Source organism: Streptomyces sp. NPDC008001 (genome assembly GCF_042958085.1).
Lineage (GTDB): Bacteria > Actinomycetota > Actinomycetes > Streptomycetales > Streptomycetaceae > Streptomyces.
In genome coordinates this window covers 923,464-948,710 of sequence record NZ_JBIBIZ010000001.1, presented here as the reverse complement: position 1 = coordinate 948,710, position 25,247 = coordinate 923,464, and the positions used below count along the sequence as shown (strand labels likewise).

17 protein-coding genes and 1 pseudogene are annotated in these 25,247 nt (G+C 71.7%); 6 read left to right on the top strand and 12 right to left on the bottom strand.

Going from position 1 to position 25,247, the window contains the following annotated elements; genetic code table 11:
* Nucleotides 1-3: 3 nt before the first annotated feature.
* The 8 genes from ACFZCD_RS03675 to ACFZCD_RS03640 form a co-directional block, all read right to left on the bottom strand.
* Nucleotides 4-9,699: an SDR family NAD(P)-dependent oxidoreductase gene (locus ACFZCD_RS03675; protein WP_391827457.1), complete on the bottom strand. Its 9,696-nt coding sequence runs from the start codon at nt 9,697-9,699 to the stop codon at nt 4-6.
* A gap of 216 nt (nt 9,700-9,915) precedes the next feature.
* The gene (locus tag ACFZCD_RS03670; RefSeq protein ID WP_391827455.1) at nt 9,916-11,121 is read right to left on the bottom strand and encodes a cytochrome P450; all 1,206 of its coding nucleotides are present in this window, start codon (nt 11,119-11,121) and stop codon (nt 9,916-9,918) included.
* Nucleotides 11,122-11,401: 280 nt separating this feature from the next.
* Nucleotides 11,402-12,793 carry an amidase gene (locus ACFZCD_RS03665; RefSeq protein WP_391827453.1) on the bottom strand — a complete coding sequence of 464 codons (1,392 nt, stop codon included), beginning with the start codon at nt 12,791-12,793 and terminating at the stop codon, nt 11,402-11,404.
* Nucleotides 12,780-13,004 carry a hypothetical protein gene (locus ACFZCD_RS03660; RefSeq protein ID WP_391827451.1) on the bottom strand — a complete coding sequence of 75 codons (225 nt, stop codon included), beginning with the start codon at nt 13,002-13,004 and terminating at the stop codon, nt 12,780-12,782. The genes ACFZCD_RS03665 and ACFZCD_RS03660 overlap by 14 nt, the downstream gene beginning before the upstream one ends.
* Nucleotides 13,005-13,198: 194 nt before the next feature.
* Nucleotides 13,199-14,131 carry an MBL fold metallo-hydrolase gene (locus ACFZCD_RS03655; RefSeq protein ID WP_391827450.1) on the bottom strand — a complete coding sequence of 311 codons (933 nt, stop codon included), beginning with the start codon at nt 14,129-14,131 and terminating at the stop codon, nt 13,199-13,201.
* A gap of 168 nt (nt 14,132-14,299) precedes the next feature.
* Entirely contained in the window at nt 14,300-14,884 is a 585-nt protein-coding gene (locus ACFZCD_RS03650) for a TetR/AcrR family transcriptional regulator (protein ID WP_391827448.1), read from the bottom strand.
* Between the two features lie 216 nt (nt 14,885-15,100).
* Nucleotides 15,101-16,573 carry an FAD-dependent monooxygenase gene (locus ACFZCD_RS03645; RefSeq protein WP_391827446.1) on the bottom strand — a complete coding sequence of 491 codons (1,473 nt, stop codon included), beginning with the start codon at nt 16,571-16,573 and terminating at the stop codon, nt 15,101-15,103.
* Between the two features lie 286 nt (nt 16,574-16,859).
* Nucleotides 16,860-17,150: a hypothetical protein gene (locus ACFZCD_RS03640; RefSeq protein WP_391827444.1), complete on the bottom strand. Its 291-nt coding sequence runs from the start codon at nt 17,148-17,150 to the stop codon at nt 16,860-16,862.
* A gap of 88 nt (nt 17,151-17,238) precedes the next feature.
* On the opposite strand from ACFZCD_RS03640, the gene ACFZCD_RS03635 reads away from it, so the two are divergent.
* The 4 genes from ACFZCD_RS03635 to ACFZCD_RS03620 all read left to right on the top strand — a co-directional run bounded on the left by ACFZCD_RS03635 (nt 17,239) and on the right by ACFZCD_RS03620 (nt 19,708).
* Nucleotides 17,239-17,712 carry a MarR family winged helix-turn-helix transcriptional regulator gene (locus ACFZCD_RS03635; RefSeq protein WP_391827442.1) on the top strand — a complete coding sequence of 158 codons (474 nt, stop codon included), beginning with the start codon at nt 17,239-17,241 and terminating at the stop codon, nt 17,710-17,712.
* 122 nt (nt 17,713-17,834) lie between these two features.
* Entirely contained in the window at nt 17,835-18,149 is a 315-nt protein-coding gene (locus tag ACFZCD_RS03630; protein ID WP_391827440.1) for a hypothetical protein, read from the top strand.
* 258 nt (nt 18,150-18,407) lie between these two features.
* Complete coding sequence (locus ACFZCD_RS03625) at nt 18,408-19,037, top strand: hypothetical protein (protein WP_391827438.1); 630 nt, start codon at nt 18,408-18,410, stop codon at nt 19,035-19,037.
* Nucleotides 19,034-19,708 (top strand): chaplin family protein, encoded by a 675-nt coding sequence (locus ACFZCD_RS03620; protein ID WP_391827436.1) that lies wholly within the window; start codon nt 19,034-19,036, stop codon nt 19,706-19,708. The genes ACFZCD_RS03625 and ACFZCD_RS03620 overlap by 4 nt, the downstream gene beginning before the upstream one ends.
* Here ACFZCD_RS03620 and ACFZCD_RS03615 read toward each other — a convergent pair.
* Entirely contained in the window at nt 19,598-20,326 is a 729-nt protein-coding gene (locus ACFZCD_RS03615; protein WP_391827434.1) for a hypothetical protein, read from the bottom strand. The two genes, ACFZCD_RS03620 and ACFZCD_RS03615, sit on opposite strands and share 111 nt — an antisense overlap.
* A gap of 334 nt (nt 20,327-20,660) precedes the next feature.
* Nucleotides 20,661-21,713: a GlxA family transcriptional regulator gene (locus tag ACFZCD_RS03610; RefSeq protein WP_391827432.1), complete on the bottom strand. Its 1,053-nt coding sequence runs from the start codon at nt 21,711-21,713 to the stop codon at nt 20,661-20,663.
* A gap of 120 nt (nt 21,714-21,833) precedes the next feature.
* Here ACFZCD_RS03610 and ACFZCD_RS03605 point away from each other — a divergent pair, with 120 nt between their 5' ends.
* A complete protein-coding gene (locus ACFZCD_RS03605) occupies nt 21,834-22,559 on the top strand; it encodes an HD domain-containing protein (protein ID WP_391827430.1) in 726 nt (241 codons plus the stop codon).
* 113 nt (nt 22,560-22,672) lie between these two features.
* Nucleotides 22,673-23,806: pseudogene (locus tag ACFZCD_RS03600) on the top strand (IS630 family transposase).
* A 1-nt stretch (nt 23,807) separates the two neighbouring features.
* On the opposite strand, the gene ACFZCD_RS03595 reads toward ACFZCD_RS03600, so the two are convergent.
* Nucleotides 23,808-24,272, bottom strand: a complete 465-nt coding sequence (locus ACFZCD_RS03595; RefSeq protein ID WP_391827428.1) for a GNAT family N-acetyltransferase — start codon at nt 24,270-24,272, stop codon at nt 23,808-23,810.
* 510 nt (nt 24,273-24,782) lie between these two features.
* A complete protein-coding gene (locus ACFZCD_RS03590; protein ID WP_391827426.1) occupies nt 24,783-25,181 on the bottom strand; it encodes a VOC family protein in 399 nt (132 codons plus the stop codon).
* Between the last annotated feature and the right edge of the window lie 66 nt (nt 25,182-25,247).

Below are 25,247 nucleotides of genomic sequence, written 5' to 3'. Positions count from 1 at the left end.
GGGCTAGCTCCTCTCCGTGGCACGGCCGGCAACGCGACCGGTGCTGGGTTGCGCGTCGTCGAGCACTCCGTCGATCAGCGCGAACATCTCGTCGTCCGTGGCACCGCTCAGGTCGGGCACCGCGGTCCGTTCATCGGCGGTGCCGTCTTCCTGGCTGCGCAGCAGTCGCCGCAGGGTCGTGGTGATCTCCTCGGGGAGGGGCGCGGATGTACGCCTCCGGAGCAGGGCCGCCTCCAGTTCCCTCAGGCGGTCCAGCACGACCCGCTCGGCCGGGTCGCCCTCGTCGACACCGAGGGCGTCGCCGAGGTACCGGGCCAGCGCGGCGGCGGTGGGATGGTCGTAGACCGCGGAGGCCGCCAGCGGCACTCCGGTGTCCGCGCCGAGCAGGTTGCGCAGCCGGACCCCGGCCAGCGAGTCCAGACCCAGCTCCCGGAACGGCCGGTGCGCGTCGAGGTCTCCGGCCGGCCGGCCCGAAACGGCGGCGACCCGGGCGGTGACCAGCTCCAGCAGCACCGACGGCCGCTGCTCCGGGGCGGTGGCCGCCAGCCGTTCCAGCAACGCGCTCGCGGGTTCGGTCCCGGTGTCCGTGCCCACGCCCGGCAGTCCGGAGCACAGGCGCCCCGGCCGTGCGGCGGCGAACCTCGGCCAGTCCACGGCACCGGCCGCGTACTGGGCCGCACCGCCGGACAGTGCCCGCTCCAGCGCGTCCAGCGCCCGGTCGGCGGGCATCGGCGTGGCGCCGCTGTCCGACTGCGAGCCGGCGGGCCAGGAGGTGGTCATCCCGGTGTCCAGCCAGGGGCCCCAAGCCAGGCTCGTCGCGGGCAGGCCGCCGGCCTGCCGATGGGCTGCGAGCGCTTCCACGACGGCGTTGGCCGCGGCGTAGTTGCCCTGCCCCGGCGAACCCGCGGTGCCGGCCAGCGAGGAGCACAGTACGAAGAAGCGCAGCGGATGGCCGGCGGTCAGCTCGTGCAGGAACCGCGCGCCGTCCGCCTTCGCCGCGTACACACGCGCCAGCCGGGCCTCGGACAGCGCCTCCAGCACCCCGTCGTCGAGCACCCCGGCGGCGTGCACCACACCGGTGAGCGACCGCCCGGCGAGCAGCCCGGCGAGCGCCTCGCGGTCCGCCACGTCGCAGCCGGCGATTTCGACGTCGGTACCCAGCGCGGTGAGTTCGGCGCGCAGTTCCGTCGCGCCGGGAGTGTCCACGCCCCGGCGGCCGACGAGCAGCAGGCGGTCCGCTCCCCGGGCCGCCAGCCGGCGGGCGATGTGCGCGCCGATGCCGCCCAGTCCCCCGGTGATCAGCACGGTGCCGATGGGCTCCGTCGTGGCGGGTTCGGTGCGGGACACCGGGACCAGTCGCCTGGCGTGCAGCCGCCCGGCCCGGATCGCGATCTCGTCTCGGGCGGCCAGCGCGGCGGGCAGCGCGGCCAGGTCCTCCACGGCCGGTCGCGGCGGAAGGTCCACCAGGCCGCCGTGCAGCCGGGGCGCTTCCATGCCCGCGACCCGGACCAGCCCGCACACGGCGGCCTGCTCCGGATGCGGCACGGTGTCCGCCGGGTCGGCCCGTACGGCGCCATTGGTGATCGACCACAGGGGCGTGTCCGCGCCTCTGGACAGCAGCGCCCGCAGCAGTGCGAGGGTGGCGGCCAGGCCGGTCGGCACCTGTGGCGTGTCCGGGCCCTCGGCCATCGCCAGGAGGGACACGATGCCGCCTCCCGGCAGGTCGGGCAGCAGCCGGTTCCAGTGCTCGCCGTCCACGGCGTCGCCGCGCACGGTGCGGATCCCTTCGCCCAGCACGCCCGCCACGTCCTCGGTGAGCCGGTCCCACTCCGCGCCCGGCGGGGCCACCACCAGCCACGGCCCCGGCGCGTCGGCGCCCGTGCCGGAGGCAGGCAGCAGCGGCCACTCGACACCGTGCAGCAGAGGATCGGTGGGGGCCTCGTCGTCGTCGGGCAGCCAGAACCGCTGCCGGGTGAACACGTAGCCGGGCAGTGGCACCGCCCGCCCGCCCGCGCACCAGGCCGCCCAGTCCACGTCGACCCCGCGGGTGTGCGCGGTCGCCAACGCCGTCAGCAGGCCGTGCACCTCGTCGGCATCCTGGCGCAGCAGCGGCAGGAAACCGTCCCCGCCCAGCGCCTCCTGGCCGAGCGCGCTGAGCGTCGCGCCCGGTCCCAGCTCCAGATAGGTGCCGGCACCCGCCGCGTCCAGAGCACGCAGGCAGTCGTGGAAGCGCACCGTTTCCCGCGCCTGCCGGACCCAGTACTCCGGGTCACGAAGCTCTTCGGTGACCCGTGCGCCGGTCACCGAAGACACGACCGGAATCACCGGTGTACGGAAGTCCAGTCCGGCCAGCACCTCCCGCAAGGGGTCCAGAACCGGGTCCATGTGGTGGGAGTGAAACGCGTGCCGCACCGCCAGGCGGTGCACGTGGGTCACCCGCTGCGAGATCTCCCGCACCGCGTCCGCGTCCCCGGCGAGCACCACCGAGGCGGGCCCGTTCACCGCGGCCAGCGCCACCCGGTCCTCGAGGCCGCGCAGCAGTTCCGGCACGTCGGCTTCCGGTACCTGGACCGCCACCATCACGCCCTCGCCGGCGAGTTCGTGCATCAGCCGCCCGCGCGCGGCCACCAGGGCGCAGGCGTCGGCCAGCGAGAACACGCCCGCGGCGTGCGCCGCGGCGATTTCGCCGACCGAGTGCCCGGCCACCGCGTCCGGCCGCACCCCCAACGTGGTGAGCAGCCGGAACACCGCCACCTGAACCGCGAACACCGCGGCCTGCGCATGGTCGGTGCGTTCACCGGGGCCGTCCCGGAGGATCTCGTCGAGCGGCCGGTCCAGCAGCGGGTCCAGCTCGGCGGCGATCTCCCGGAGGGCCGCCGCGAACGCCGGTACGCGGTCCCGGAGCGACGTGGCCATCTCCGCGTACTGCACGCCCTGGCCGGGGAACAGGAACGCGGTCGCGCCGTCGGCCGCCACTCCGGTACTGCCGGTCCCGGCTCGCAGCGCGGCGGTCAGCTCGCCGGTGTCCGTGCCGAGCACGACCGTGCGGGCACGCAGCCGGGCCCGCGTGGTGGCCAGCGAGTACGCCACGTCCAGCGCGGACGGCGAGCCGTTCCCGTCCCCGTCGGCCATTCGGCGGAGCAAGGCGTCGGCCTGCGCGGGCAGCGCCTCCGGGGTGGCCGCGGAGAGCACCCACGGGATCAGCGGCGGAGCCTCGGCGGTCGCCGGCTCCGGTCCGGGCTCGGGCTCGGGCTCCTCCAGGATCACGTGCGCGTTGGTGCCGCTGAGGCTGAACGAGGACACCGCTGCCCGCCGCGGACGGTCCACGCGCGGCCAGTCCACCGGCTCGTCCAGCAACCGCACCGCGCCGTCGTCCCAGTTCACGTGCGGGCTCGGGTCGTTCAGGTGCAGGGTCCGGGGCAACCGGCCGTGCCGCATGGCCTGCACCATCTTGAGCACCCCCGCCATGCCCGCCGCGGCCTGGGTGTGCCCGAGGTTGGACTTCGCGGACCCGACCAGCACGGGTTGCTCCCGGTCCTGCCCGTAGGTCGCCAGCAGCGCGGTGGCCTCGATCGGGTCACCGAGCGGGGTGCCGGTACCGTGCGCCTCCACCGCGTCCACCTCGCCGGGCGCCAGCCCCGCGACGGCCAGCGCGTCCCGGATCACCCGCTGCTGGGCCGATCCGTTCGGCGCCGTCAGCCCGTTGGACGCGCCGTCGGAGTTGAGTGCCGAGCCGCGCAGCACGGCGAGCACCCGGTGGCCCCGCTCGCGCGCGGTGGAAAGCCGCTCCATCACCACCAGGCCGGCGCCCTCACTCCACGCGGTGCCCTCCGCGGCCGCGTCGAACGGTTTGCAGCGGCCGTCCGGGGAGAGCACCCCCACCTGGGAGAACTCCACGAACAGCGTCGGCGTGGTGAGCACCGTGATGCCGCCCACCAGCGCCACCGTGCACTCACCTGCCCGCAGCGCCTGCGCGGCCTGGTGCATCGCCACCAGCGCGGAGGAACACGCCGTGTCCACCGTGATCGCCGGGCCGTGGAAGCCGAACGTGTAGGCGAGCCGCCCCGACGCGACGCTGCCCGCGTTGCCGATGGAAACGTCGCCGGTGAGGTCCTCGGGCGTCCGGTGCGCGCGGCGCGCATAGTCGTTGCCCATCAGCCCGAGGTAGACACCGGTGCGGGTGCCCCGCAACGCGGTCGGGTCGATCCCGGCGTCTTCCAGCGCGTGCCAGGCCAGTTCCAGCAGGATGCGCTGCTGCGGGTCCATCGAGACCGCCTCGGCCGGGGCGACGCCGAAGAAGCCGTTGTCGAACTCGGCGATCCCGTCCAGGAAGCCGCCGTGCCGCACGTAGCTGCGCCCGCCGCGGCCCGGCTCCGGGTGGTAGACCTCGTCCAGGTTCCAGTCGCGATCCGCCGGGAACTCGGTGATCGCGTCCCGTCCGTCGGCCAGCAGCTCCCACAGCTCGTCCACGGTGGACACCCCGCCGGGAAAGCGGCAGCTCGCGCCGACCAGCACCACCGGGTCGTCCATGTCCTGCGGGCCGGGCCCGGCGACCGGTGTCCGGCCGCCGGGTAGCGCGTCGGGGAGCTGCCCGGACAGGTAGCCGGCCAGGGCCGTGGGGGTGGGGTGGTCGAACACCGCGGTGGCGGGGAGCCGCACCCCGGTCGCGGCGGAGAGCCGGTTGCGCAGCTCCACCCCGGACAGCGAGTCGAAGCCGATGTCGCGGAACGCCCGCGCCGGGTCCACCCGGCGCTCCACGCCGAGCACGGAGCCCACCGTGGCCAGCACGAGATCGAGCACCGACCGCTCGCCGCCGGAGACGAACACGGGCGCCGCGGCCACGGCGGCCGGCCGGGCCGCGCTCCGCCGGACGCCGAGCAGCCCGGCCCATACCGGAGCCCGCTCCGGGCCTGCCGCACGCACGTTGGCCAGGTCGAAACGGGCGGGCACGGTGCACGCCAGGCCGGTGCCCAGCGCCGCGTCGAACAGGGCGAGCCCGTGTTCGCGGGACATCGGCACGAGCCCGGTGCGCCGCAGCCGGGCCCGGTCGGTGTCGTCCAGCCGCCCGGTCATGCCGGTGTCCTGCGCCCAGAGTCCCCACGCCATCGACGAAGCGGGCAGTCCCCGCGAGCGGCGGTGCTGCGCCAGTCCGTCCAGCCATGCGTTGGCGGCCGCGTAATTCGCCTGCCCCGGCGTGCCGAGGACACCGGCTACGGAGGAGAACAGCACGAAGGCGGCCAGGTCGAGGTGTTCGGTCAGTTCGTGCAGGTTGCGTGCGCCCTCAACCTTCGGTCGCAGGACCGCGTTCAAACGTTCGGCGGTGAGGGAACGCACCGTGCCGTCGTCCAGCACCCCGGCGGCGTGGATCACCGCGGTCAGCGGGCGGTGCTCGGGGATCGCCGCCAGCAGCTCGGCGAGGGCGGCCCGGTCGGCGACGTCGCACGCCACGACCGTGATCTCGGCGGTGCCGGTCAGGTCCTCAAGACCGGACTCAAGCGCCACCGAGCCGCCCCGCCGCCCCGCCAGCACCAGGTGCCGCACCCCGTGCTCGGTGACCAGGTGCCGGGCCAGCTCCCGGCCGAGCACGCCGGTCCCGCCGGTGATCAGCACCGTGCCTCCGGCAAGGTCGGGCCGCTCCCCCGTCCGCGTTTCCGGCGTTTCCCGCGTGATGTCCGTCCTGGTGACCCCGGTGGCCTGCTGTTCCGGCCGAGGGTCCGGGGGTTGTCCCCCGGGAAGGCGCAGTACCCGGGCCAGCCGCGGCGCGAACGCCTGCCCGTCCCGGACGGCGATCTCCGGCTCACCGGCGCCCAACGCCAGCTCCAGGGCGGAGCCGGCGTCCTCGGGGTCGCCGGGGTGGTCCAGGTCGACCAGTACGAACCGGCCGGGATGTTCGGTGCGTGCCGAGCGGACCAAGCCCCAGACCGCCGCGGCGTCGGGGTCCTGGTCGTCCTCCGGGGCGATCGCGACCGCACCACGGGTCCGCACGATCAGGGGCCCGCCCGTCGCCTTCTCGTCGTCGGTGTCCAAGAACTCGCGGACCCGCGCCAGTGCTTCCCCGGGCCCGGCCACGTCCACGATCTGCGCGTCTACGATCTGCGCGTCCACGATCGCCGGGGCGGGCCGCTGCGCGACCGGCACCCAGTCCAGCCGGTGCAGCGCCCGGTCCACGCCTGCCGGCCCCGGCCGCACGGGCCCCACGGGCCGGAGCGCGAGCGCGCTGATCGTGGCCACCGCTTCCCCCGCCGCGTCGGCGAGTGCCACGGCGAACGAGTCGTTGCCCTGCGGAGTCAGCCGCACCCGCAACGCCGTGGCCCCGACCGCATGGAGTGCGACCCCGCTCCAGGAGAACGGCAGCCTCACCGGCGCGTCCTCCGCATCCAGCAGCAGCGGGTGCAATGCGGCGTCGAGCAGGGCCGGGTGCAGTCCGAACCGCCCGGGATCGACCGGCAGCTCGACCTCGGCCAAGCGCTCCGCACCGAGCCGCCAGGCCCGCCGCAACCCCTGGAAGGCCGGCCCGTACTCGTAACCCCGCTCGTCGAGCCGTGCGTATTCGCCGTCGAGGTCGATCTCCTCGGCACCGGCCGGCGGCCACTCCGTCAGGGTCTCACCGCCGGACCCCGCTGCCCGGAGCGTCCCGGTCGCGTACCGGGTCCACGGCGCGTCCGGCGCGGACCGGGCGTGGATCGCCAGCGCGCCCGGGTCCGTCTCGCCGATCGCGATCTGCAATTCGGTCTCGCCCCGCTCGGGCAGCACCAGCGGGCTCTCCAGCACGAGTTCGTCCAGCACCGGCAGCCCCGCCCGCTCACCCGCGTGCAGCGCCAGTTCGGCGAACGCGGCCCCGGGCAGCAGCACGGTGCCGCGCACCTCGTGCTCGGCCAGCCAGGGGTGCCGGGTGAGCGAGAGCCGGCAGGTGGCGACCAGGCCACCGCCGGCGAGCTGGACCACCGAGTCCAGCATCGGATGCCCGGCGACGGGCCCGGAGGAGGCGGTGGGCAGCATCCAGTACCGCTGCCGACGGAACGGGTAGGTCGGCAGCTCCACACTCCGGGCGCCGTCGAACAGCCCGTTCCAGTGCACGTCCACCCCGTGCACGGCTGCCTCGGCCACGGCGAGCAGGAAGCGGTCGGCGTCGCCCTCGTCCCGTTTCAGGGTCTCCAGCACCACGCCGCCCCCGTCGTGGTCCTCCTGGGGGTCGTGATCCTCCTGGTAGTCGCCGAGGATCTGCCGCACGCCGCCGGCGAGCACCGGATGCGGGCTCGACTCCAGGAACGTGGTGTGCCCGGCGGCGACCAGCCCGCGCACCGTCGCCTCGAACTCGACCGTGGCGCGCAGGTTGCGGTACCAGTAGTCCGCGTCCAGCCCGGTGGTGTCCACCGGACCGCCGGTCACGGTCGAGTGGAAGGGAATCCCGGCCGCCATCGGAGTCACCGGCGCCAGCAGTTCGCGCAGCTCCGCACGCAGCAGTTCGACCTGCGCCGAATGCGAGGCGTAGTCCACCGGCAACAGGCGCGCCCGTTTGCCCTCGGCGTCCAGTGCGGCGGCGAACTGCTCGACCGCCTGGACGGTGCCCGAGACCACCGTCGCGCTCGGCCCGTTGACCGCGGCCACCGAGAGGTCCTCGCCCCAGCGGGCCATCGACTCCTCGACCGCCGCTCTCGGCAGCCCCACCGACAGCATCCGGCCCGTACCGGAGAGCGCCCGCAAGGCGCGGCTGCGCAGCGTGACGATCCGCGCCCCGTCGTCCAGGGACAGCGCGCCGGCTACGGTCGCGGCCGCGATCTCGCCCTGGGAGTGGCCCACCACCGCGGCCGGCCGCACCCCGTGTGCCCGCCAGAGTCCGGCCAGCGACACCATGACCGCCCACAGCGCGGGCTGCACCACGTCCACCCGGAGCAGCGCGTCCGCGTCGGTGAGCACGTCGCTCAGGTTCCAGTCCACGTACGGCGCCATCGCGTCCTGACAGGCCGCCATGCGTTCGGCGAAGACCGGGCTGGACTCCAGCAGCCCCGTGGCCATCCCGGTCCACTGCGTGCCCTGGCCGGGGAACAACAGCACCGGACTGGTGTCCCGGCAGGGTGACCCGACGACCGCGCCCGGTGCCGGACCGCCCTCGGCGAGCGCCTCCAGTCCGTGCACCAGCGAGTCCCGGTCCCGGCCGAGGACGGCGGCCCGGTGTTCGAACCCGGCCCGGCCGGTCGCCAGCGTGAATCCGGCGTCCAGCAGGCCGACCCGGTCCGGGCGGAGCCGCTCGGCCAGCCGGCCGGCCTGTTCCCGCAGCGCCTCCGCCGACCGTGCGGACAGCAGCAGCGGCACGGCGGAGGCCGGTTGCGGTGCCGCGGCGGGCGGGGGTTCCGGCGCCTGTTCCAGGATCACGTGGGCATTGGTGCCGCTGATGCCGAACGAGGAGACCCCGGCCCGGCGCGGGAGTCCGGTCTCCGGCCACGGCGTGTTCTGCGCGAGCGGGGTGACACCGCCGGACTCCCAGTCCACGTGGGGGCTGGGCTCGGTCAGGTGCAGGATGCGCGGCAGCACGCCGTCGCGCATGGCGTGCACCATCTTCAGGATGCCCGCCGCCCCGGCAGCGGCCTGCGTGTGCCCGATGTTCGACTTGACCGACCCCACCAGCAGCGAGCGCGCCCGCTGCCGGCCGTGCACCGCCAGCAGCGCCCGTGCCTCGATCGGGTCGCCGAGCGCGGTGCCCGTGCCGTGCGCCTCCACCGCGTCGACGTCCGCCTCGGACAGTCCGGCGTCGGCCAGCGCCGCCCGCAGCACCCGTTCCTGGGCCGGCCCGCTGGGTGCGGAGAGCCCGTTGGAGGCCCCGTCCGAGTTGACCGCGGTGCCGCGCACCAGCGCGTGCACGGTGTGCCCGTTGCGCAGGGCGTCGGAGAGCCGTTCCAGCACCAGCATTCCGACGCCCTCGGACCAGGCCGTGCCGTCCGCCGTCTCGGAGAACGGCTTGCACCGGCCGTCCGGGGCGAGGCCCCGCAGCCGCGAGAACTCCACGAACATCTCCGGGGTGGCCATCACCGTCACCCCGCCGGACAGGGCCAGGTCGCACTCGCCGAGACGCAGTGACTGCACCGCGAGATGAGTGGTCACCAGCGACGAGGAGCAGCCGGTGTCCACCGTGACCGCGGGGCCGTTGAGGCCGAGCACGTAGGCCACTCGGCCGGAGACCACGCTGGAGGTGTTCCCGGTGATCAGGTAACCCTCCAGCCCGTCCGGGACGGTGTGCACCCGGGGCGCGTAGTCGTGCATCATCGAGCCGGCGAACACGGCCGTGCGGCTGCCCCGCAGCGAGGTGGGATCGATGGCCGCGTTCTCCAGGGCCTCCCACGCCGTCGTGAGCAGGAGGCGCTGCTGCGGATCGGTGGTCAACGCCTCGCGGGCGGAGAGCCCGAAGAACTCGGCGTCGAAATGGCCGGCGTCGTAGAGGAAGCCGCCGTGCCGGACGTAGGAGGTACCGGGCCGGTCCGGGTCGGGATCGTAGAGGGCCGCGAGGTCCCAGCCCCGGTCGTCCGGTAACTCGCCGATCGCGTCGATCCCGTCCCTGGCCACTTGCCAGAGCCCTTCCGGGTCGGTTATTCCGCCCGGGTAGCGGCACGCCATTCCCACAATCGCAATCGGTTCGCCCGGCATCCGGTGCCCTCCCAGAGCAGTTTGGGTTTTGTCGGCTGCCATGGGCGCAAAATCATTCACCGAACTCGCGACCATCTGACCAAACGCCGATAAATTGAAGGTGCATCAATATGATCAGCACCCGGACTCGTTGAACACAACACCTTCAGCCGGCCAAAGTCTGGGGATTTCACTAGGGACTTCGGCCTGTTGGCAGGGATTTCTGCCGCTACCGTGACGCGCAGCAGATCCAGTTTCGGTAAACGTATGACTGACGGCCGACGCTTTTTGTCTCCGTCACCAGGTGACCGGGAGCGCCGATACCGAGAACCCGGAGCCGTTGACGTAGCGCAGTTCGTGGCGCGGCGTGGCCAGGCGGAGGGTGGGGATGCGCCGGAACAGAGTGCCGAGGACGATGCGCAGTTCCAGCCGGGCCAGATTCTTGCCGAGGCACTGGTGCGGTCCCGAGCCGAAAGCCAGGTGCCTGCGGTTGTCCCTGGTGATGTCGAACGTGTCCGGGTCGGCGAAGGCCGCGGGGTCGCGGTTGGCGGCGGCGGACAGGGCGGCGACGCCCTCGCCCGCCCGTACCAGAGTGCCGCCGATCTCGACGTCCGCCGTGGCGCGGCGCATCAGGGACAGCTCGGCGACGGAGAAGAACCTCAGCAGTTCCTCCACCGCTGCCGGGGTCAGGCCAGGGTCGGCGGTGAGGAGGGCGAGCTGGTCGGGGTGTTCGAGGAGGGCCAGGACCCCGAGTGCGGTCATCGTGGCGGTGGTCTCCAGGCCCGCGACGAGCAGGAGTATGCACAGTTCGACCATGGACCGGCGGCTCTCGCCACCGCTGAAGAGCTGGTGGGCCGCCAGCCTGCCCAGCAGGTCCTCGGGCCGCTCGGTCATCTTGACGGCGCACAGCGCGTCGAAATACGCCATCAGAGAGCGGAAGGACTCGGCGCGATCCGCAGCAGCGGAGTCGTGGGCCGTCAGCACCGTGGTGTTGGTGGTGAACTCCTCCCGGTCACCGGTCGGGATGCCGAGCAGCTCACACAGCACCAGACCGGCCATCGGCACGGCCAGCGCGGACACCAGGTCGGCGGGTCCGGCGCCGGCCAGCACATCGTCGAGCAGACCGTCGACGATGCACTGGATCTTGGGGCGCAGTTCTCGCATGCGGCGGACGGCGAACTCGCCGGCGACCGCACGACGAACGGGGCCGTGCTCGGGCGGGTCCATCTCGACCAGCGAGGGCCTGAAGCCGGGGAACACGGTCTCGCCGACGCGCATCCGCGGGAAGTCCGGGTGCGAGCGGTCGGAGCTGAACCGGGCGTCGCCGAGCACAGCGCGGACGTCTTCATGGCGTGCGGCAACGAACACGGTGCGTCCACTCGGGCCCGTCACCCTGGGCAGGCCGGGGTGCTCGCGCAGAGCGGCGTAGTCCGGCGGCGGGGAGAACGGGCAGGTCCGCGACATCGGCCAAGTCTCGGCTCGCAGCGGGCTCTGGTCGTGCATGGTCACCACCTCGGCTCTTTTCGGAAACCAAAGGCGACCGTATGACTGGTGATACCCGAATTTCCCTAGTCCCCCATTAAGGCCGGAACTCAGCCGTCCGTCCGAATCACCCGGGGCCGGGGGGAGCCGTGACTGTGCCGACGGATCCCTCCGGGGACGGCGGAAGGGACGTTACGCGGGCTTCCGGATGTCTGCGCCCGGTTCCTCGCCCGGCAACCGGGAGCGCGGGCGCGCCACTTGGCCAACGGCGTCCGGTGCGTTGGCCAGGTGGCGCGGACGATCAGGCCACTGTGGCGAGTTCCCGGGCGGGCTGCGTCTGCTCGTAGGCGTGGCCGACCCGCAGGAGTGCGGGCTCGCCGAGGGGCCGGCCGAGCAGCTGCATTCCGATGGGCATGCCCGCCGCGTCGTGGCCGACCGGAACGGTCAGGGCGGGCACTCCGGTGATGTTGGCGGGGGCGCAAAGGCGCACGTAGGCGTCGGAGACGCTCTCTTCCGTGCCGTCGGGCCAGGTGACCGTCTCCTCGCCGGCTCCGACCGCGGGCATGGGGACGCTCGGGGCGGCGATCAGGTCGACCTCCTCCAGCATCCGGGCCCACTCGGCGCGCATGAGCGTGCGGGAGCGTTGAGCACGCATGTAGTCACCGGCGCTCATCAACTCGCTCGCCTCCAGAAGGACACGGACGTCCTCCTGGTACAGCCCGGGGACCGTGCGCAGGCTGCCTTCGTGGTAGGCGCCGGCCTCCGGCACCATCAGGCCCCACTGGGTGGCCTGGATGTAACGGGTCATCGGGATGTCGACCTCGACGAGCTGTGCGCCCAGGGCTTCCAGCTGCCCGATGGCGTGCCGGACGGCGGTCTCCACCTCGGGGTGGACGTTGTCGAAGTAGTAGGTGCGCGGCAGGCCGATGCGCAGCCCTGTCAGGTCCGTGCCGGCACCGGGCCGGTAGTCCGTGACGGGCACCGAGAGGGAGGCGGGGTCGCGCGGGTCGTGTCCGGCCAGTGCGGTCAGGACCAGGGCCGCGTCCTCGACGGTTCGGGTGATCGGGCCGACGTGGTCCAGGGACCAGGACAGGGAGGTGACGCCGTGACGGGGGACGAGGCCGTAGGTCGGCTTGAGGCCGACGACGCCGTTGAGCGCGGCGGGCACCCGGATCGACCCGCCGGTGTCGGTGCCCAGGGCGAAGGTCGCGGCGCCCGACGCGACGGCGACCGCGGAGCCGCCGCTGGAGCCGCCGGCGACCCGGCCGGGGTCCCAGGCATTGCGGGTCTGCGGGGTGGTCAGGCCGAAAGCGAATTCGTGGGTGTGGGTCTTGCCGAGCAGGATCGCGCCGGCTGCGCTCAGTCGCGCGGCGACCGTGCTGTCCGCTGTCGCGCGATGGCCGGCACGGACCCGGGAGCTGGCCGTAGTGGCCATCCCCCGGACATCGATGAGGTCCTTGAGTCCCATCGGGATGCCGTGCAGCGGTCCCCGGTAACGGCCTTGCGCCACTTCGTGTCCGGCTTCGCCCGCCGCCCGGCGCGCCTGCTCCGCGGCCACCGTGACGTAGGCGCCGAGGTGCGGCTCGGTCTTCTCGATCCGGTCGAGGACGGAGTCGACCAGTTCGAGGGGGGACAGCCGCCGGGCCCGTATCGCGTCCGCGGCGGCGGCGAGGGACAGCTCATGCGGCTCCATCGTGCTTCTCCTGTCCGGCGTGGTAGGCGGCGGCGTGGTAGGCGGCGGCGGGCGGGGCGTCCGCGAAGTCCAGCTCGCGCAGGACCGAGACGACGCTGTGGATGTGGTTGGCGACCGCGGCGACCTCGGCGTGCCGCTCGGCGGGCAGCTCGAGTCCGGCGCGGGCGGCCCAGCGGGCGGCCTCTGGCGGTGTGAGTTCGATGGCGGACATGGATGTTCTCCCTCTTGGTGGAGGTTGGAGTGGAGGTTGGAGCGGCGGTGTGACCGGAGCCCTGAAGGCTAAGGATTCGCTTTAGACAGCTGCAGATGCCGCGGCAGCTCGGCGGCCGGTGCGGGAGCGGCCGAGCGGGGGCGGGTGTGCGGGAGCGGCCGAGCCGGGGCGGGTGTGCGGGGGTGGGTGTGCGGTCAGGCCGCGGTGGCCGGGATCTCGGTGCCGTGCTCGGTGAGCAGCCGGTAACGGCCGTTCTCCCGGCGGACGGTGCCGGCCGTGGGCTGCGGGAAGTGGGTGCCCAGGAGCAGCGTGTCGGTGTCCGCCAGGGCGTCGAGCAGCCGGGCGCGGGTGCGGATCGCCTGGGCGGGGTCGATGTCGACGCAGCTGTTCACGTGGGGGTGGGACAGCTGCACGGGGTGGTGGATGCTGTCGCCGGTGATCAGCGCGCGGCGCTCGCTGCCGCGCAGTTCCACGGCGACCTGCCCCGGGGTGTGTCCCGGGGCAGGGACCAGCAGGACGCCCGGCGCCACCTCGTGCCCCTGATCGGGCACGTCCACGAGGTCGTACTGTCCGGCGTCGCGGACGGGGGTGACGGAGTCGCGGAACATCTGGCGGCGGGCCTCGTCCAGGTCAGTGGCGGCCCAGTGGTCCCATTCGGTGCGGCTGGTGAGGTAGCGCGCATTGGGGAAGGTGGGAACCCAGTCCTCACCGGCGAGGCGGGTGTTCCAGCCGACGTGGTCGGTGTGCAGGTGCGTGGTGATCACCAGGTCCACGGACTCGGGCGGGAAGCCGGCCGCCGTCAGGCGCTGCAGGAAGTCGGTGTCGAGACCGTTCCAGGCCGGGTTGGCGCGCGGCTTGGCGTTGCCGATGCCGGTGTCCACGACGATCCGCAGCCCGCCCGCCTCCACCGCGAAGCTGTGGCTCGCCAGACGGGGGACGTCGGCGTCGGCGAAGTCGGGGCGCAGCCACGACGCCTCGTCCAGCACCTCTTTGGTGGCGTCCGGCAGCAGCCAGGGGCCGGTCTGGCGCGGCAGTTCGATCTCGTCGACGCGGCGTACGGCGATGTCGCCGAGGCTCCATCCCGTACGAGCGGAGGGAGTGGCTTGACGGGGCGCGGCAGTGCTCATCGGTGGGTCCTTTCGGATGGGGCGGTGCGGTGGGAGGGAGGACCCGGTCAGCTGGTGCTCGGCGAGGACGGCAAGGCCGGGACGCTGAGCGTGGAGCACCTCTCACACCTAAAGGCCAACGCTTTGCGTTAGAGACAATAGGCTGCCTGTCACCCGAAACGCAAATCTTTAGCTTTTGGCCGCCGGAGGGAGCGGGCACCGGCCGAGCGCCGCCGCCACGAGCCGGTCGGTGTAGGCCGCCGACAGATCCGAGGGACGGAAGAGGATGCGGTACATCAAGGGCGAGACGACAACGTCCAGCAAGGTCTCCACATCGGGCACGGCCTCCCCGCGCCCGGCCGCGCGAACGCCGAGGACCTTCAACTGCTCGACGGCGTAATCGGAGCAGCGCACCGCGTTGCCCTGCTCGGGGTCACCCAGCAGGGCGTCGCGGATGTACGTGCGGCCCGCCGTCGAGGACATCTCCTCCGCGAACTGCACCGCCCACGCCTCCAGGTCCGCCTGCAGGCTGCCGAGGTCGGCCGGCGCGGCATCGGGGCGCAACCGCTCGACGGCCACGTCGGACAGCAGTTCCCGCAGGTCCCCCCAGCGCCGGTAGATGGTGGACGGCGTCACTCCCGCGCGGGCGGCGATCAGCGGCACGGTGAGCGCGTCCCGCCCGACCTCCGCCTCCAGATCACGGACGGCCTGATGCACGGACTGCTGGACGCGGGCGCTGCGCCCGCCGGGACGTGTGGTCGCTCGAGCACTCATGCGCCCAGCTTAATGCGAAGAAGTTGCGTACGGGCCGACGAGACCCGGAGGCTCTGCCCGTACGAAGCATCGCCGAGACGGCCGCGGCGCTGCGGGCTGCGTCCTCCGCCGCGGACGGCACGCGCGCCCGGGCCACCGCCCTCGCCTGATCCAGGGCCCTGATCCAGGGCAGTGTGCAGGTAGGCGTGGCCGGCGGGTGGGCTCGTCGAGCGGCGTTCAGCGGCTCAGGGTGCGCAGGGTGGTGAGGCAGTCCGCGGCTCGGTGCCGCGGGTCGGTGTCAGTGCTGGCCCAGGCGATCCGGGCGTCCGGCCGGATCAGGACGGCAGCGACGTCCCGCCAGATCGCATGCGATGCCTCGGCGTTCACGGCTACCGCCCGCTGTTCCAGGCCATCGGTGAGGCACGGTGTCCGTGTCGCGCCGAGGTCCAGCAACAGTGGTCGGCCGTGGTGCATCAACGGGTGGGCGGTGGGTGCGGCGGGCGTGTCCAGGGCGAGGCCGGCCAGTCGGGTGCCGATCAGCGGGTGCGCGCCGGGTGGGGTGTCGGCAGGGAGCGGGTCGTCGAAGCCGGCGATCCGGCGGGCCCACTGGCGGTTGGTCTGCGGTTCGGCAAGCGCGGCGGACCAGACCTCGCGCAGGGCGATCTGCTCCGGGCTCGCCGCGGCGAACAGGGCGAGCTGCGCGCGGGTGTTGTCGATGACGGCGCGGGCGGCCGGCCGGCGCTCCGTGTCGTAGCTGTCGAGCAGTCCGTCGGGTGCCCGGCCCTGGAGGGTGGCGGCCAGCTTCCAGCCCAGGTTGGTGGCGTCCTGGATGCCGAGGTTCATGCCCTGCCCACCGGCCGGGAAGAACATGTGTGCCGCGTCCCCGGCCAGCAGCACCCGTCCGGCCCGGTACCGCGCGGCCCGGCGGGTGGCGTTGCCGTAGCGCGACAGCCACCGGGGGTTGCGGATGCCGAGGTCCCGCCCCAGCAGCGTGCGGGTTTGCTCGCGAACCTCCTCCAGGGTCAGCGGTTCGCCGGCGCCGTAGTGCATGGTGGCCGTGGAGAGGCCCGCCAGCCTGTGGACGCCGTCGCCTATCGGGGCCGCCAGGAACGAACCGGCCGGCCCGGCGGCGGCGAGCGGCGCGGTGGGCGGATCGTCGAGTTCTACGTCGGCGAGCCATCCGGTCAGCGTGGTGTCCTGGCCGGGGAAGTCGATGCCGGCCGCCCGGCGCACCGCACTGCGGGTGCCGTCGCAGCCCACCACCCAGCGGGCCCGCACCGTCCGGTGGGTGCCGCCGGACCGGATCACCACCTCGACGGCGTCAGGGGCCTGAGTGAGCGAGACGACCTCCTCCCCGCGCAGCACCCGGGCGCCCACGGCGACCGCGTGCTCTTCCAGGAATTGCTCGGTGACGGACTGGCCGAGCGCCAGCATGTAGGGGTGGGCCGCCCCGACGGTGGAGAAGTCCAGCCGGGTGGTCGCCGCCCCGAAGTGGCCGGTCGGCACCGGTGTTCCGCGTTCGATGAACCGTTGCGCGAGGCCGCGTGTGGCGAAGGTGTCCAGCGTGCCGGCCTGCATGCCGACCGCGCGCGACCGTCCGTCCGGTGCCGCCCGGCGTTCCACGACGGCCACCTCCACCCCCTGCAGGCGCAACTCCGCGGCGAGCCAGAGCCCCACCGGGCCGGCTCCGGCGATGAGCACGTCGAGCATGGCGGCCACTTCCTCTCATTCTTGTCCAATTGCGTGTTCCCGCTGCCCGCTTCAAGCGCCGCCCAATGCCTCTAAATGCTGTCAAATGAGGCAGACGCCGACGCGCTGTGCAGCAGTGGGGAGTTCAGACATCGCTCGGTTTCACAGGCCCCGCCCAGCGGAGCTGATGGCCGCCTCCCTCGCGGCGGGGCGGCACCAGGGCGGTCGCAGGCCACGTGGGGCAAGCCCGGCGGGACAGCCCCGGAGGGGCAGTCCCGCCGGACGGCCGCCGGCCACACGCGCCGCGTTACGCGGCCTCGGCGAGGATCCGCTCCACCGCCGGGGAGCGAGGCCGGAAGACATCGTTGAGGCCGATGGCGCGCAGGGCGGGAGCGAGTTCCCGCATCTGCGCGACGAGGGTTGCGTACTCGGGGGTGCCCTCGGTGAGCTCGTCCAGTCGCAGGGCGTTGGCGACGAATGCGGCCACCGAACCCTTGCGGACGGTCAGCCCGTTGATCGCGGTCGAGTCGACGCCCTCGGGCAGGACATCTTCCGGGCGCACGGCGGGCTGGTGCTGGTGCGAAGACGAATGCGACATGACTGTCCTTTGCGTGCTCGATGTACGTGCTTTCTGCACGCAGATCAAGCTAGCAGGACTCCGTGTTTTTTGCACGTATCATGGAGGGGTGAGTAAAACGACACCTGACAGCACGTCCGCCGCCCGCGTGGCCGCAGCCATCGGGGCGCTGACCCTGCGCGCCACCCGTGCCGGGCTCTACGGCCGGCTGACCTCCGGGGTGGAGGGCGTGGACGCCACCACCTATCCCGTGCTGTCCGGGCTCGCCCGCGTGGGGCCCGCCACCGCCACCAAGCTCGCCGAGGCGATCGGGATGGACCGCACCGTCACCACCCGCTACGCGACCAGGCTGCAGGAGGCCGGGCTGATCACCCGTAGCCCCGACCCCGCCGACGCCCGTGCGACCAGGCTGGTCCTCACCACTGAGGGCGAGAAGGCGGTCACGGCTTTGCGCGGGGCGATGGAGTCCTTCGTGGCGGAGGAGATGGCGACGTGGCCGCCGGGTGAGGCCGCCGCCTTCGCCATGCGCCTGGAACGCCTGACACAGTCGCTCGCCCAGGGCGAGGCGGACCGTTCGCACTGATACGGGCTCAGTTGGAACGAGCGACTCAGGCAGGTCGGCCGACTAGTGCTGTGACCACATTGGTTCACCGGGTGATGCGAACCGCGCCTGCATGCCTGAGTATGCCCGGCATGATCGCTGACATGTTCGAAGAGAAAATGGATGCACTGTCGCGGATGACCGCTGAGCACATGGCCTCGCCGTTCCCGCCTGGCTTCCGCGGCCTGGACATCGGAGACCAGGACATGGTGATGCTCGACGCGGATGCCTACGGCTACGCGACGAGCGTCCTCGAAGGACCTCTCACCGAACAGCACCGCGCAGGCCTGACGCGGCTGGTGGCGGTGTTCGACAAGGTCCTGCCGGCGATCGACGACGAGTACGCGACCAGGTACTACACGCATGTCCGCGACATGGCCGTGCTGGCCGCCGAGGCCGAGAGCCTGCGCGAGAAGTAATGCTCTGACCGGGAACGGTCGGCGCTGACAGCCGCCGAGGCGGTTGGATGTGCGGTGACGTCCGATCCGGTCCCTGGGGGTGTGGTGGCTGAGCCTGTCCGTGTACGAAGACTGATGTGACGTCGACCGATAGATGGCCATCTCGACTTCTAGTTGGCCAGTGCTCTCATGAGCGGTCGCGCTCTACGGTTTTGTGCTCAATGCCGGCCTTCTCTGGCACTGGGCGGTCGGACGCCGGTCTGCTGTGTGAGTGGGTATGTGGGCGGCAACCAGGGTGGCGTCGATTTCTCCCGGCAGCAGCACCGGCCGGGGCTGCAGTTCCTTGTATCCACCGGACGGCATCACGAGTTCGAGTCGCTGGAGGAGCGGCGGCTGCTGCTGGCGCTGGATTTTCTGCGGGTGGCCGAGGTGCTGCCGCAGCCGTTCCGACTGGGTTTCGGGCATTCCTTGGGCGGGGTGGGGCACATTCCCGACTTTTTGGCTGGCCTGCCGGATGGCACCTGGTGGCTGATGGATGTCCGGCCGCGGTGCCGGATCGGTGAGGGGGACGGGCTGAAGTTCGCCGCGGCTGCCAAGGTCGCGGCAGCGTGTGGGTGGCACTATGCGGTGGTGCCCGGCTGGCGGCCGCACGTGATCTCCGTACTCGATGCTCTGTCGGCCCAGCGCCGTCCTCTGGAGGATCCGCTCGGTCTCCAGGGTGAGCTGCTCGGTGCTGTGGCGGGTAGGTCGCGGGTCTTCGGGGATCTGGTGGAGGCCACTCGGCTGCCTGCGGTGGCCCGTGCCCACGCCTTGCACCTGATCTGGCACGGACGGCTCGCGATCGAGCTGGCCCAGCCGCTGAGCGATGCGACGCCGGCCTGGGCGGGCGCCGGGCGGGCAGCCGGATGAGGGCCGGGATACTGGCGTTGGCGCCAGGAGCCGGGATGCGGCTCAACGGCGTCGAGTGGACGGTCGAGGGCATCGAAGCGCAGGCCGGAGCAGCTTCTCCATCTGCTTCCCATCAGGAGACCAAGTTGGCTGCTGCCATCCGCTCCCTCGCCCTGGCCGGCGTCATGACTGCCGTTGCCGTGATGCTCAACGCCTCGCCCGCCGCCGCGGGCGGCATCGTGGTCATCGGCTCACCCTCCAGCGACGACACCTGCGCCAACCAGCGCACCGGGGCGCGCGGCGCTACCACCTCATCACCCGCACACGCCAGTGGCGACGTACTTCAGCTCCCCGCCACCACACCTCTCAACCACTGCGGCGGTGCCGACCTCCCAGGGTTCAGGGATGGAGCAGGGGTGGTTTTTCCGGATGACGGCCTCGGGGAACATTGGTACAGCGGTAACGCTAAGCCTGTGATCATGGTCCGGCCGATGCTGGCCCGTACTGGTGGGCTCGCGTATTCAACTGTCGCCAGTTCCCGAGAAGTCCACGGCCAAGCTGTGGGCCACAGCTGGCCACCGTCAGCGGGCTGTGTCGTCCTCGCAGAGCACATCGGCCATGAAGTGGTCGGGCAGGCAGATCTCGCAGTCCTCAACATCGAAGCTGTCGCACAACGCCCACTCCTGTACTGAATCCGCCCCCGCCCAGGCGCGCAGTTCCGCGTCCGTGGCCTGCTGCCAGCCGCCGAGAGCGTGCACAGCTGCGATGGTGGCCTCGGACAGGGCCCGGGCCGGTTCCCAGAAGACATCCGCCTGCGTCGTCCAGCGTTCCAGCGCCTCGCCGACCGCCGCGAGGACCACCGGGTCCGTCCGGGTCTCGGCAACCAGCTCATGGCCGCACTCGATGAGGACACCGTGGGCGCTCCATGCCATGCGCACACCCAGCGAGCACTCCGCGAGTACGCGTTTGGGCTCGACCGCCCAGCGGGCCTGTGCGCCGGACAGGAAGCGGGTCAGGGCGAGGCAGACGCTCGGTACCGCCCGGGAGCCGGCCGCCATCAGGCGAGCCGTCAGCTGCTGGATCTCCTCCCGCTGGGGGCGGCGCCGCTCTCGCAGGGGGCCGCGGTCGGCCAGCAGGTCCTCGTACGTACGGTGATGACCGCGCTCGAATCCCGAGGTCACCGGTTCGTAGACCAGTCGGCCGTGCAGCGGGGCGTCCTCCGGAAGTGGCCAAGTGCGCTGCTGCCACCGCACCCAGGATGCATCCAGCAGCCGCCCAGGACAGTCGCGGCGCTTGTCAAAAGTGATCATCTGGGCAGTATCGGCTCCCCACCACGAAGCCCTCCACTCAATTCCGGGCAAGGCGACTTTTCCTCTCCGGGAGAACTCCCCAGGAACAGGATCGCCGATGCGAAGGCGCCGTCGGCTGACAGCGGCCAGCAGGGATCCACATGAGACGCCTGGTCGAGGCCGGCGCGCCGGCATCATCGTCTGCATGGTGATCAGCGATTCGACGTTGGCGCTCTGCGAAACGTTCAGCTTGTGATCGCAGCGGCAAGACCGTTCGCCAGTGAGATGGGCCCAGCACTCCTCGGGGACACACTGACCCGCAGATCCAAGACCGTGTCCTGTGTGGCCAGGCAGGTCAGGCGTTCGTAGCGGCAGAGGGCTGCGGCGAGTGCGAGGAAGGCAAGGACGGGCTCGGCTTTGCGTTCCTCGCGGTGGTGGAGGCGTCGGTGCGGCGGCGCTGCCGGAAGGAGGCTCGGTAGGCGTAAGGGGAGGTTCCGGTGTGGCGGGTGAAGTGGTGACGCAAGGTGGTGGGCGAGCCGAAGCCGGTGCGGTCGGCGATATGCGTGATGGGCAGGTCGGTGGTCTCCAGCAGTTCCTGGGCGCGGTGTATGCGGGCGCGTAGGAGCCATTGCAGCGGGGTGGTGCCGGTCTGAGCGCGGAATTGGCGGTTGAGGGTACGGACACTGACCTTGGTGTGGCCGGCGATGTCGGCGAGGGCCAGGGGCTGGTGAAGGTGACGCTCCATCCAGTGCAGAACGGGCTGGAGGGCGGTGTCGTCGGTCGGGGGTTGGGGACGTTCGATGTACTGGGCCTGGCCGCCGTCGCGTTGGAGCGGCATGACCGTCCTGCGGGCGGTGGCGGCCGCGAGGTCCGCGCCGAGATCGCGGCGCACCAGGTGGAGGCAGAGGTCGAGTCCGGCGGCCACCCCCGCTGAGGTGATCAGGTTGCCATGGTCGACGAACAGGACGGCGGGGTCGACGTTGATGTGCGGGTGGCGTCGGGCGAGTTCGTCGGCGTACTGCCAGTGGGTGGTGGCGCGGCGGCCGTCCAGCAGTCCGGTGGCGGCCAGGGTGAAGGCGCCCACGCACACCGAGGCCAGGCGCGCCCCGCGCTCCGCCTCTCGTTGTAGCGCCTCGATGACCGTCCCGGGCGGCGGCGTCAGAAAACACGCGTGGGCGGGGATGACGATGGTGTCGGCGTCGGCGAGGCCGTCGAGGTCGTAGGGGGTGTGGATCCGGAAGGCTCCGTGCTCCGCGGAGGTGGTTGTGCTGCGGCCAGGAGCACAGATCCGGAGTTCGTAGTGCAGGGTGCCGGCGGCTTGGTTGGCGGTGCCGAAGACCTGGCCGGGAGTGGACAGTTCGAAGGGGAGGACGCCGTCGAGCGCGAGAACGGCCACCACATGTGTCATGGCCAGAACTTAGCGCAGTTCGTCATTACGGCCACTGGTCGCAGGGTGCGGAAGGCCGCAGGATCAAGGATGTCCCGTTTCACCAGTGCATCCCTTTCCGCTGTCTGAGGAGCGTCTGCGATGGATGTTGCCCTGCCCGCCGGCTGTGACAAGTTCGACCTGCCCCGGACGGAACTGGCCGTCCACGCACTGCACTACGTCCAGGAGGTGGAGCCGGGGTTCCTGTTTCGGCACAGCGTGCGCAGCTATCTCTTCGCCCGGGCTCTTGCCGACCATCGCGGTATGCGGGCCGGGGCGGACTTCGACGACGAGTTGTTGTTCCTGGGCTGCGTCCTGCACGACCTGGGGCTGTCCGAGCAGGGCAACGGGAACCAGCGGTTCGAGGTGGACGGTGCCGACCTGGCCGCCGAATTCCTGCGCGGTCACGGTGCGACGGATCAGGCCGTGACAGTGGTCTGGGACGCGATCGCCCTGCACACTTCGGAGGGCCTGGCCTCCCGCAAAGGCCCGGAGGTCGCCTTGGCTCACGCGGGCATCTCTGTGGACGTCCTGGGTCTTGGCAGGGAGTCCCTGCCCGAGGGGTTCGCCGACCACGTACATGACACCTTGCCCCGTGAGAACCTCGCCTACGCGATGACCGACGTCATCGTTGGACAGGCACTGGCCAACCCCGCCAAGGCCGGCCCGCTCAGCTTCCCCGGACAACTGCTGCGCCGCCACCTCCCGCCGGGGACGCTGCCGGACTGGTACGACCTGATCGACCGAGCCGGTTGGGGCGATCAGCCCACCACCCCACACCCGACCAGTCCGGCACAGTCCTACCCCTCGACGGAGGCGAGCGCGTAGCCGCGTCTGCCGGCGGAGCAACTAGTGCCGGATCAGAGATGCTTTGCCCCGTAGTGACGTGACGCGCCGTCCGGATGTTGGTGCGGGCGGCGCGGTGTCGCCAGGCTGGCCGGGTGGCAGAACGAGTACGCGTCCGCGAGATCGATGACGACGAGGGGCGGCGCCTGCTGCGGATCATCCGTAGAGGCACCGGGTCTGTGGTGACCTGGCGGAGGGCCCAGATGGTGTTGCTGTCCGCGCAGGGCATGCCGGTGGCGAAGATCGCCGAGGTGACGTTCACCAGCGCGGACCGGGTCCGGGACGTGATCCACAACTTCAACGCCGACGGCTTTGAGGCGCTCTACCCGAAATACAAGGGCGGCCGGCCCAGAACGTTCACCCTCCCGGAACGCCGCGAGATCAAGAAGATCGCCAAGTCGAAGCCGGCCGAGCACGGTCTGCCGTTCTCGACCTGGAGTCTGGCCAAGCTGGCCGATTTCCTGGTCGCCGAGGGGGTGGTCGACGACATCAGCCACGAGAGCCTTCGGGCCCTGCTCCGCGAGGAGGGCGTGTCCTTTCCACGTGTAAAGACCTGGAAGACCTCCCTCGACCCGGACTATGCCGCCAAGAAGGCCCGTGTCGAGCACCTATATGCGATCGCCGACGGCGAGGTCATAGCCGAGGACGGCGAGCCCGAAGTCGTCCTGTGCCTGGACGAGTTCGGCCCGCTCAACCTCCAGCCCCATCCCGGGCAGCAGTGAGCCGAGCGCGGCGGACGGCACAAGGACCCCGACCGGGATCCGAGGCCCCGCAGGCGGGCGGCCTACACCCGCCCGCACGGGGTCAGGCACCTGTTCGCCGCCTACGACCTGGGCAAGGACAAGCTCTACGGCCACATCAAGCCGAAGAAGAACCGAATCAGGTTCCTGGAGTTCTGCCGCTACCTGCGCAGCCTCTACCCGCCGCAGATCCGCATCACGATCGTGCTCGACAACTTCTCCCCGCACCTGACCACCAACAGGGACACCCGGGTCGGCGACCGGGCCGCAGCCAGCAATGTCGAGCTCGCCTACACCCCGGCCAACAGCTCCTGGCTGAACCGCATCGAGGCGCAGTTCACCGCCCTGCGCTACTTCGCCCTCGACGGCACCGACCACGCCAGCCACAAGGAGCAGGGCAGCATGATCCGCCGCTACATCATCCGGCGGAACAAGCACGCCGCCGACGAACGCCTCCGCGAGGTAGTCGCCAGGACCAACGTCGCCTGAGTCAGGCAACGTCCAGACGATAGATCTGCCGTGAGCCGCCTTCCGGGCCCGGATCGGCGGCCTCAGCCGGCGTGAAACCGAGGCGCTCGTAGAAGACGCGTGCACCACTGGCAACGGCGCCGGGGTGGTCGGCTCCGAAGGTGGCCACCTCAATGCTGCCCGGGCCCAGCACGAACCTGCGCTTTGCGTCAGCCATCAGCGCCCGGCCGATGCCCTTCCCGCGTTCCCTTTCCGAGACGACGAGCCAGTGGGCACGGTAGATGGGGGGCTTGGCGCCGAAGAGCAGGCCGCCGAGGACATCTGATCCCGAGGACACGGCGACGAGCGCCGTGGACCGGCGAATGTGCTTTTCCACGGCGCTCTGGAAGCCGGGATCCTCAACCATCGGGCCGAACCAGTGCTCGACCTGGGCTGCCAAGCCGAGAAGTCCAGGGAAGTCCTGCTCTCGCGCGACTCTGACGATCATCCCGGCAGTCTGGCAGACGAGGCAAACGTTGCCTGACACGGCACTAGGCGCCGACGGCCCGTCACGGGAGATATGGCAGCTTTCTACCGCGCTCGCGGTAGGGGTGTGAAACTGGCGACCTCGCGTAATCGGAAGTCACGTATTCCTTGGGTGCTTCACCGGCCTGGGAAGGCTCCAGCGGCTCTGACCGGCCTCCGCTCTTCGGTCTGGACGCCTTGGCCGCTTCGGCTGCCACAGACACAGCGATGTCGGCCGGCGGGTGCCAAGCGGCTAGTCCTGCCGGCAGCCGACCTGTGCGATGCCCAGGATGTTGACAGCGTTGCTGCCCGCGGGACCGGCCCCGCATGCGCGAGTCCTTTCCTGTGGGGTAGCTGTATCGATTCGCTGCCTCCGCTGGGGCCAGTGCGGCCGTCCGCAGCGGTGCCCTGTCGGGTATCGCCTGCGGGAGCGGCCGGCGGCGAACCTGCGGGCGGAAGGTGCTGGCGAGACCGTGCGGCCAAGGCCGTGCGGTCAGTGGCTGGTGTGGATGCAGAGGGGCTGGCCGGAGGGGTCGAGCAGGACCGTCCAGTGCTCGCCGCCCAGCTGATGCGCGGGCTTGGTCGCGCCCATCGCCAGCAACTGCTCCTCCGCCGTTGCGGCATCGTCGAAGGCGAGGTCCATGTGGAAGGGCAGGTCGTCCTGGGGCCAGTTGGGTGGGGTGAAGGAGGCGGAGGTGTAGAAGAGGTACATCGTCCCGTCGGCGTAGAAGCCGAAGGCGGTGTCGTCGCCGTGTTCGTCGGGGTAGGTCTCGGTGACGGTGGTGCCGAGGGCGGTGGCGTAGAAGCCGGCGAGGGCGCGGCCGTCAGGGGCCCACATCGCGTGGCAGATGATCTTCCCTGCCGGAGGGCGGGGGCTGCTGGTGCTGGTCATGGCGCTGTCCTTCACGGAGGTCATGTGCTGGTGCCGGACGGGGGCCCGCCGCCCGGCACCCTGGGG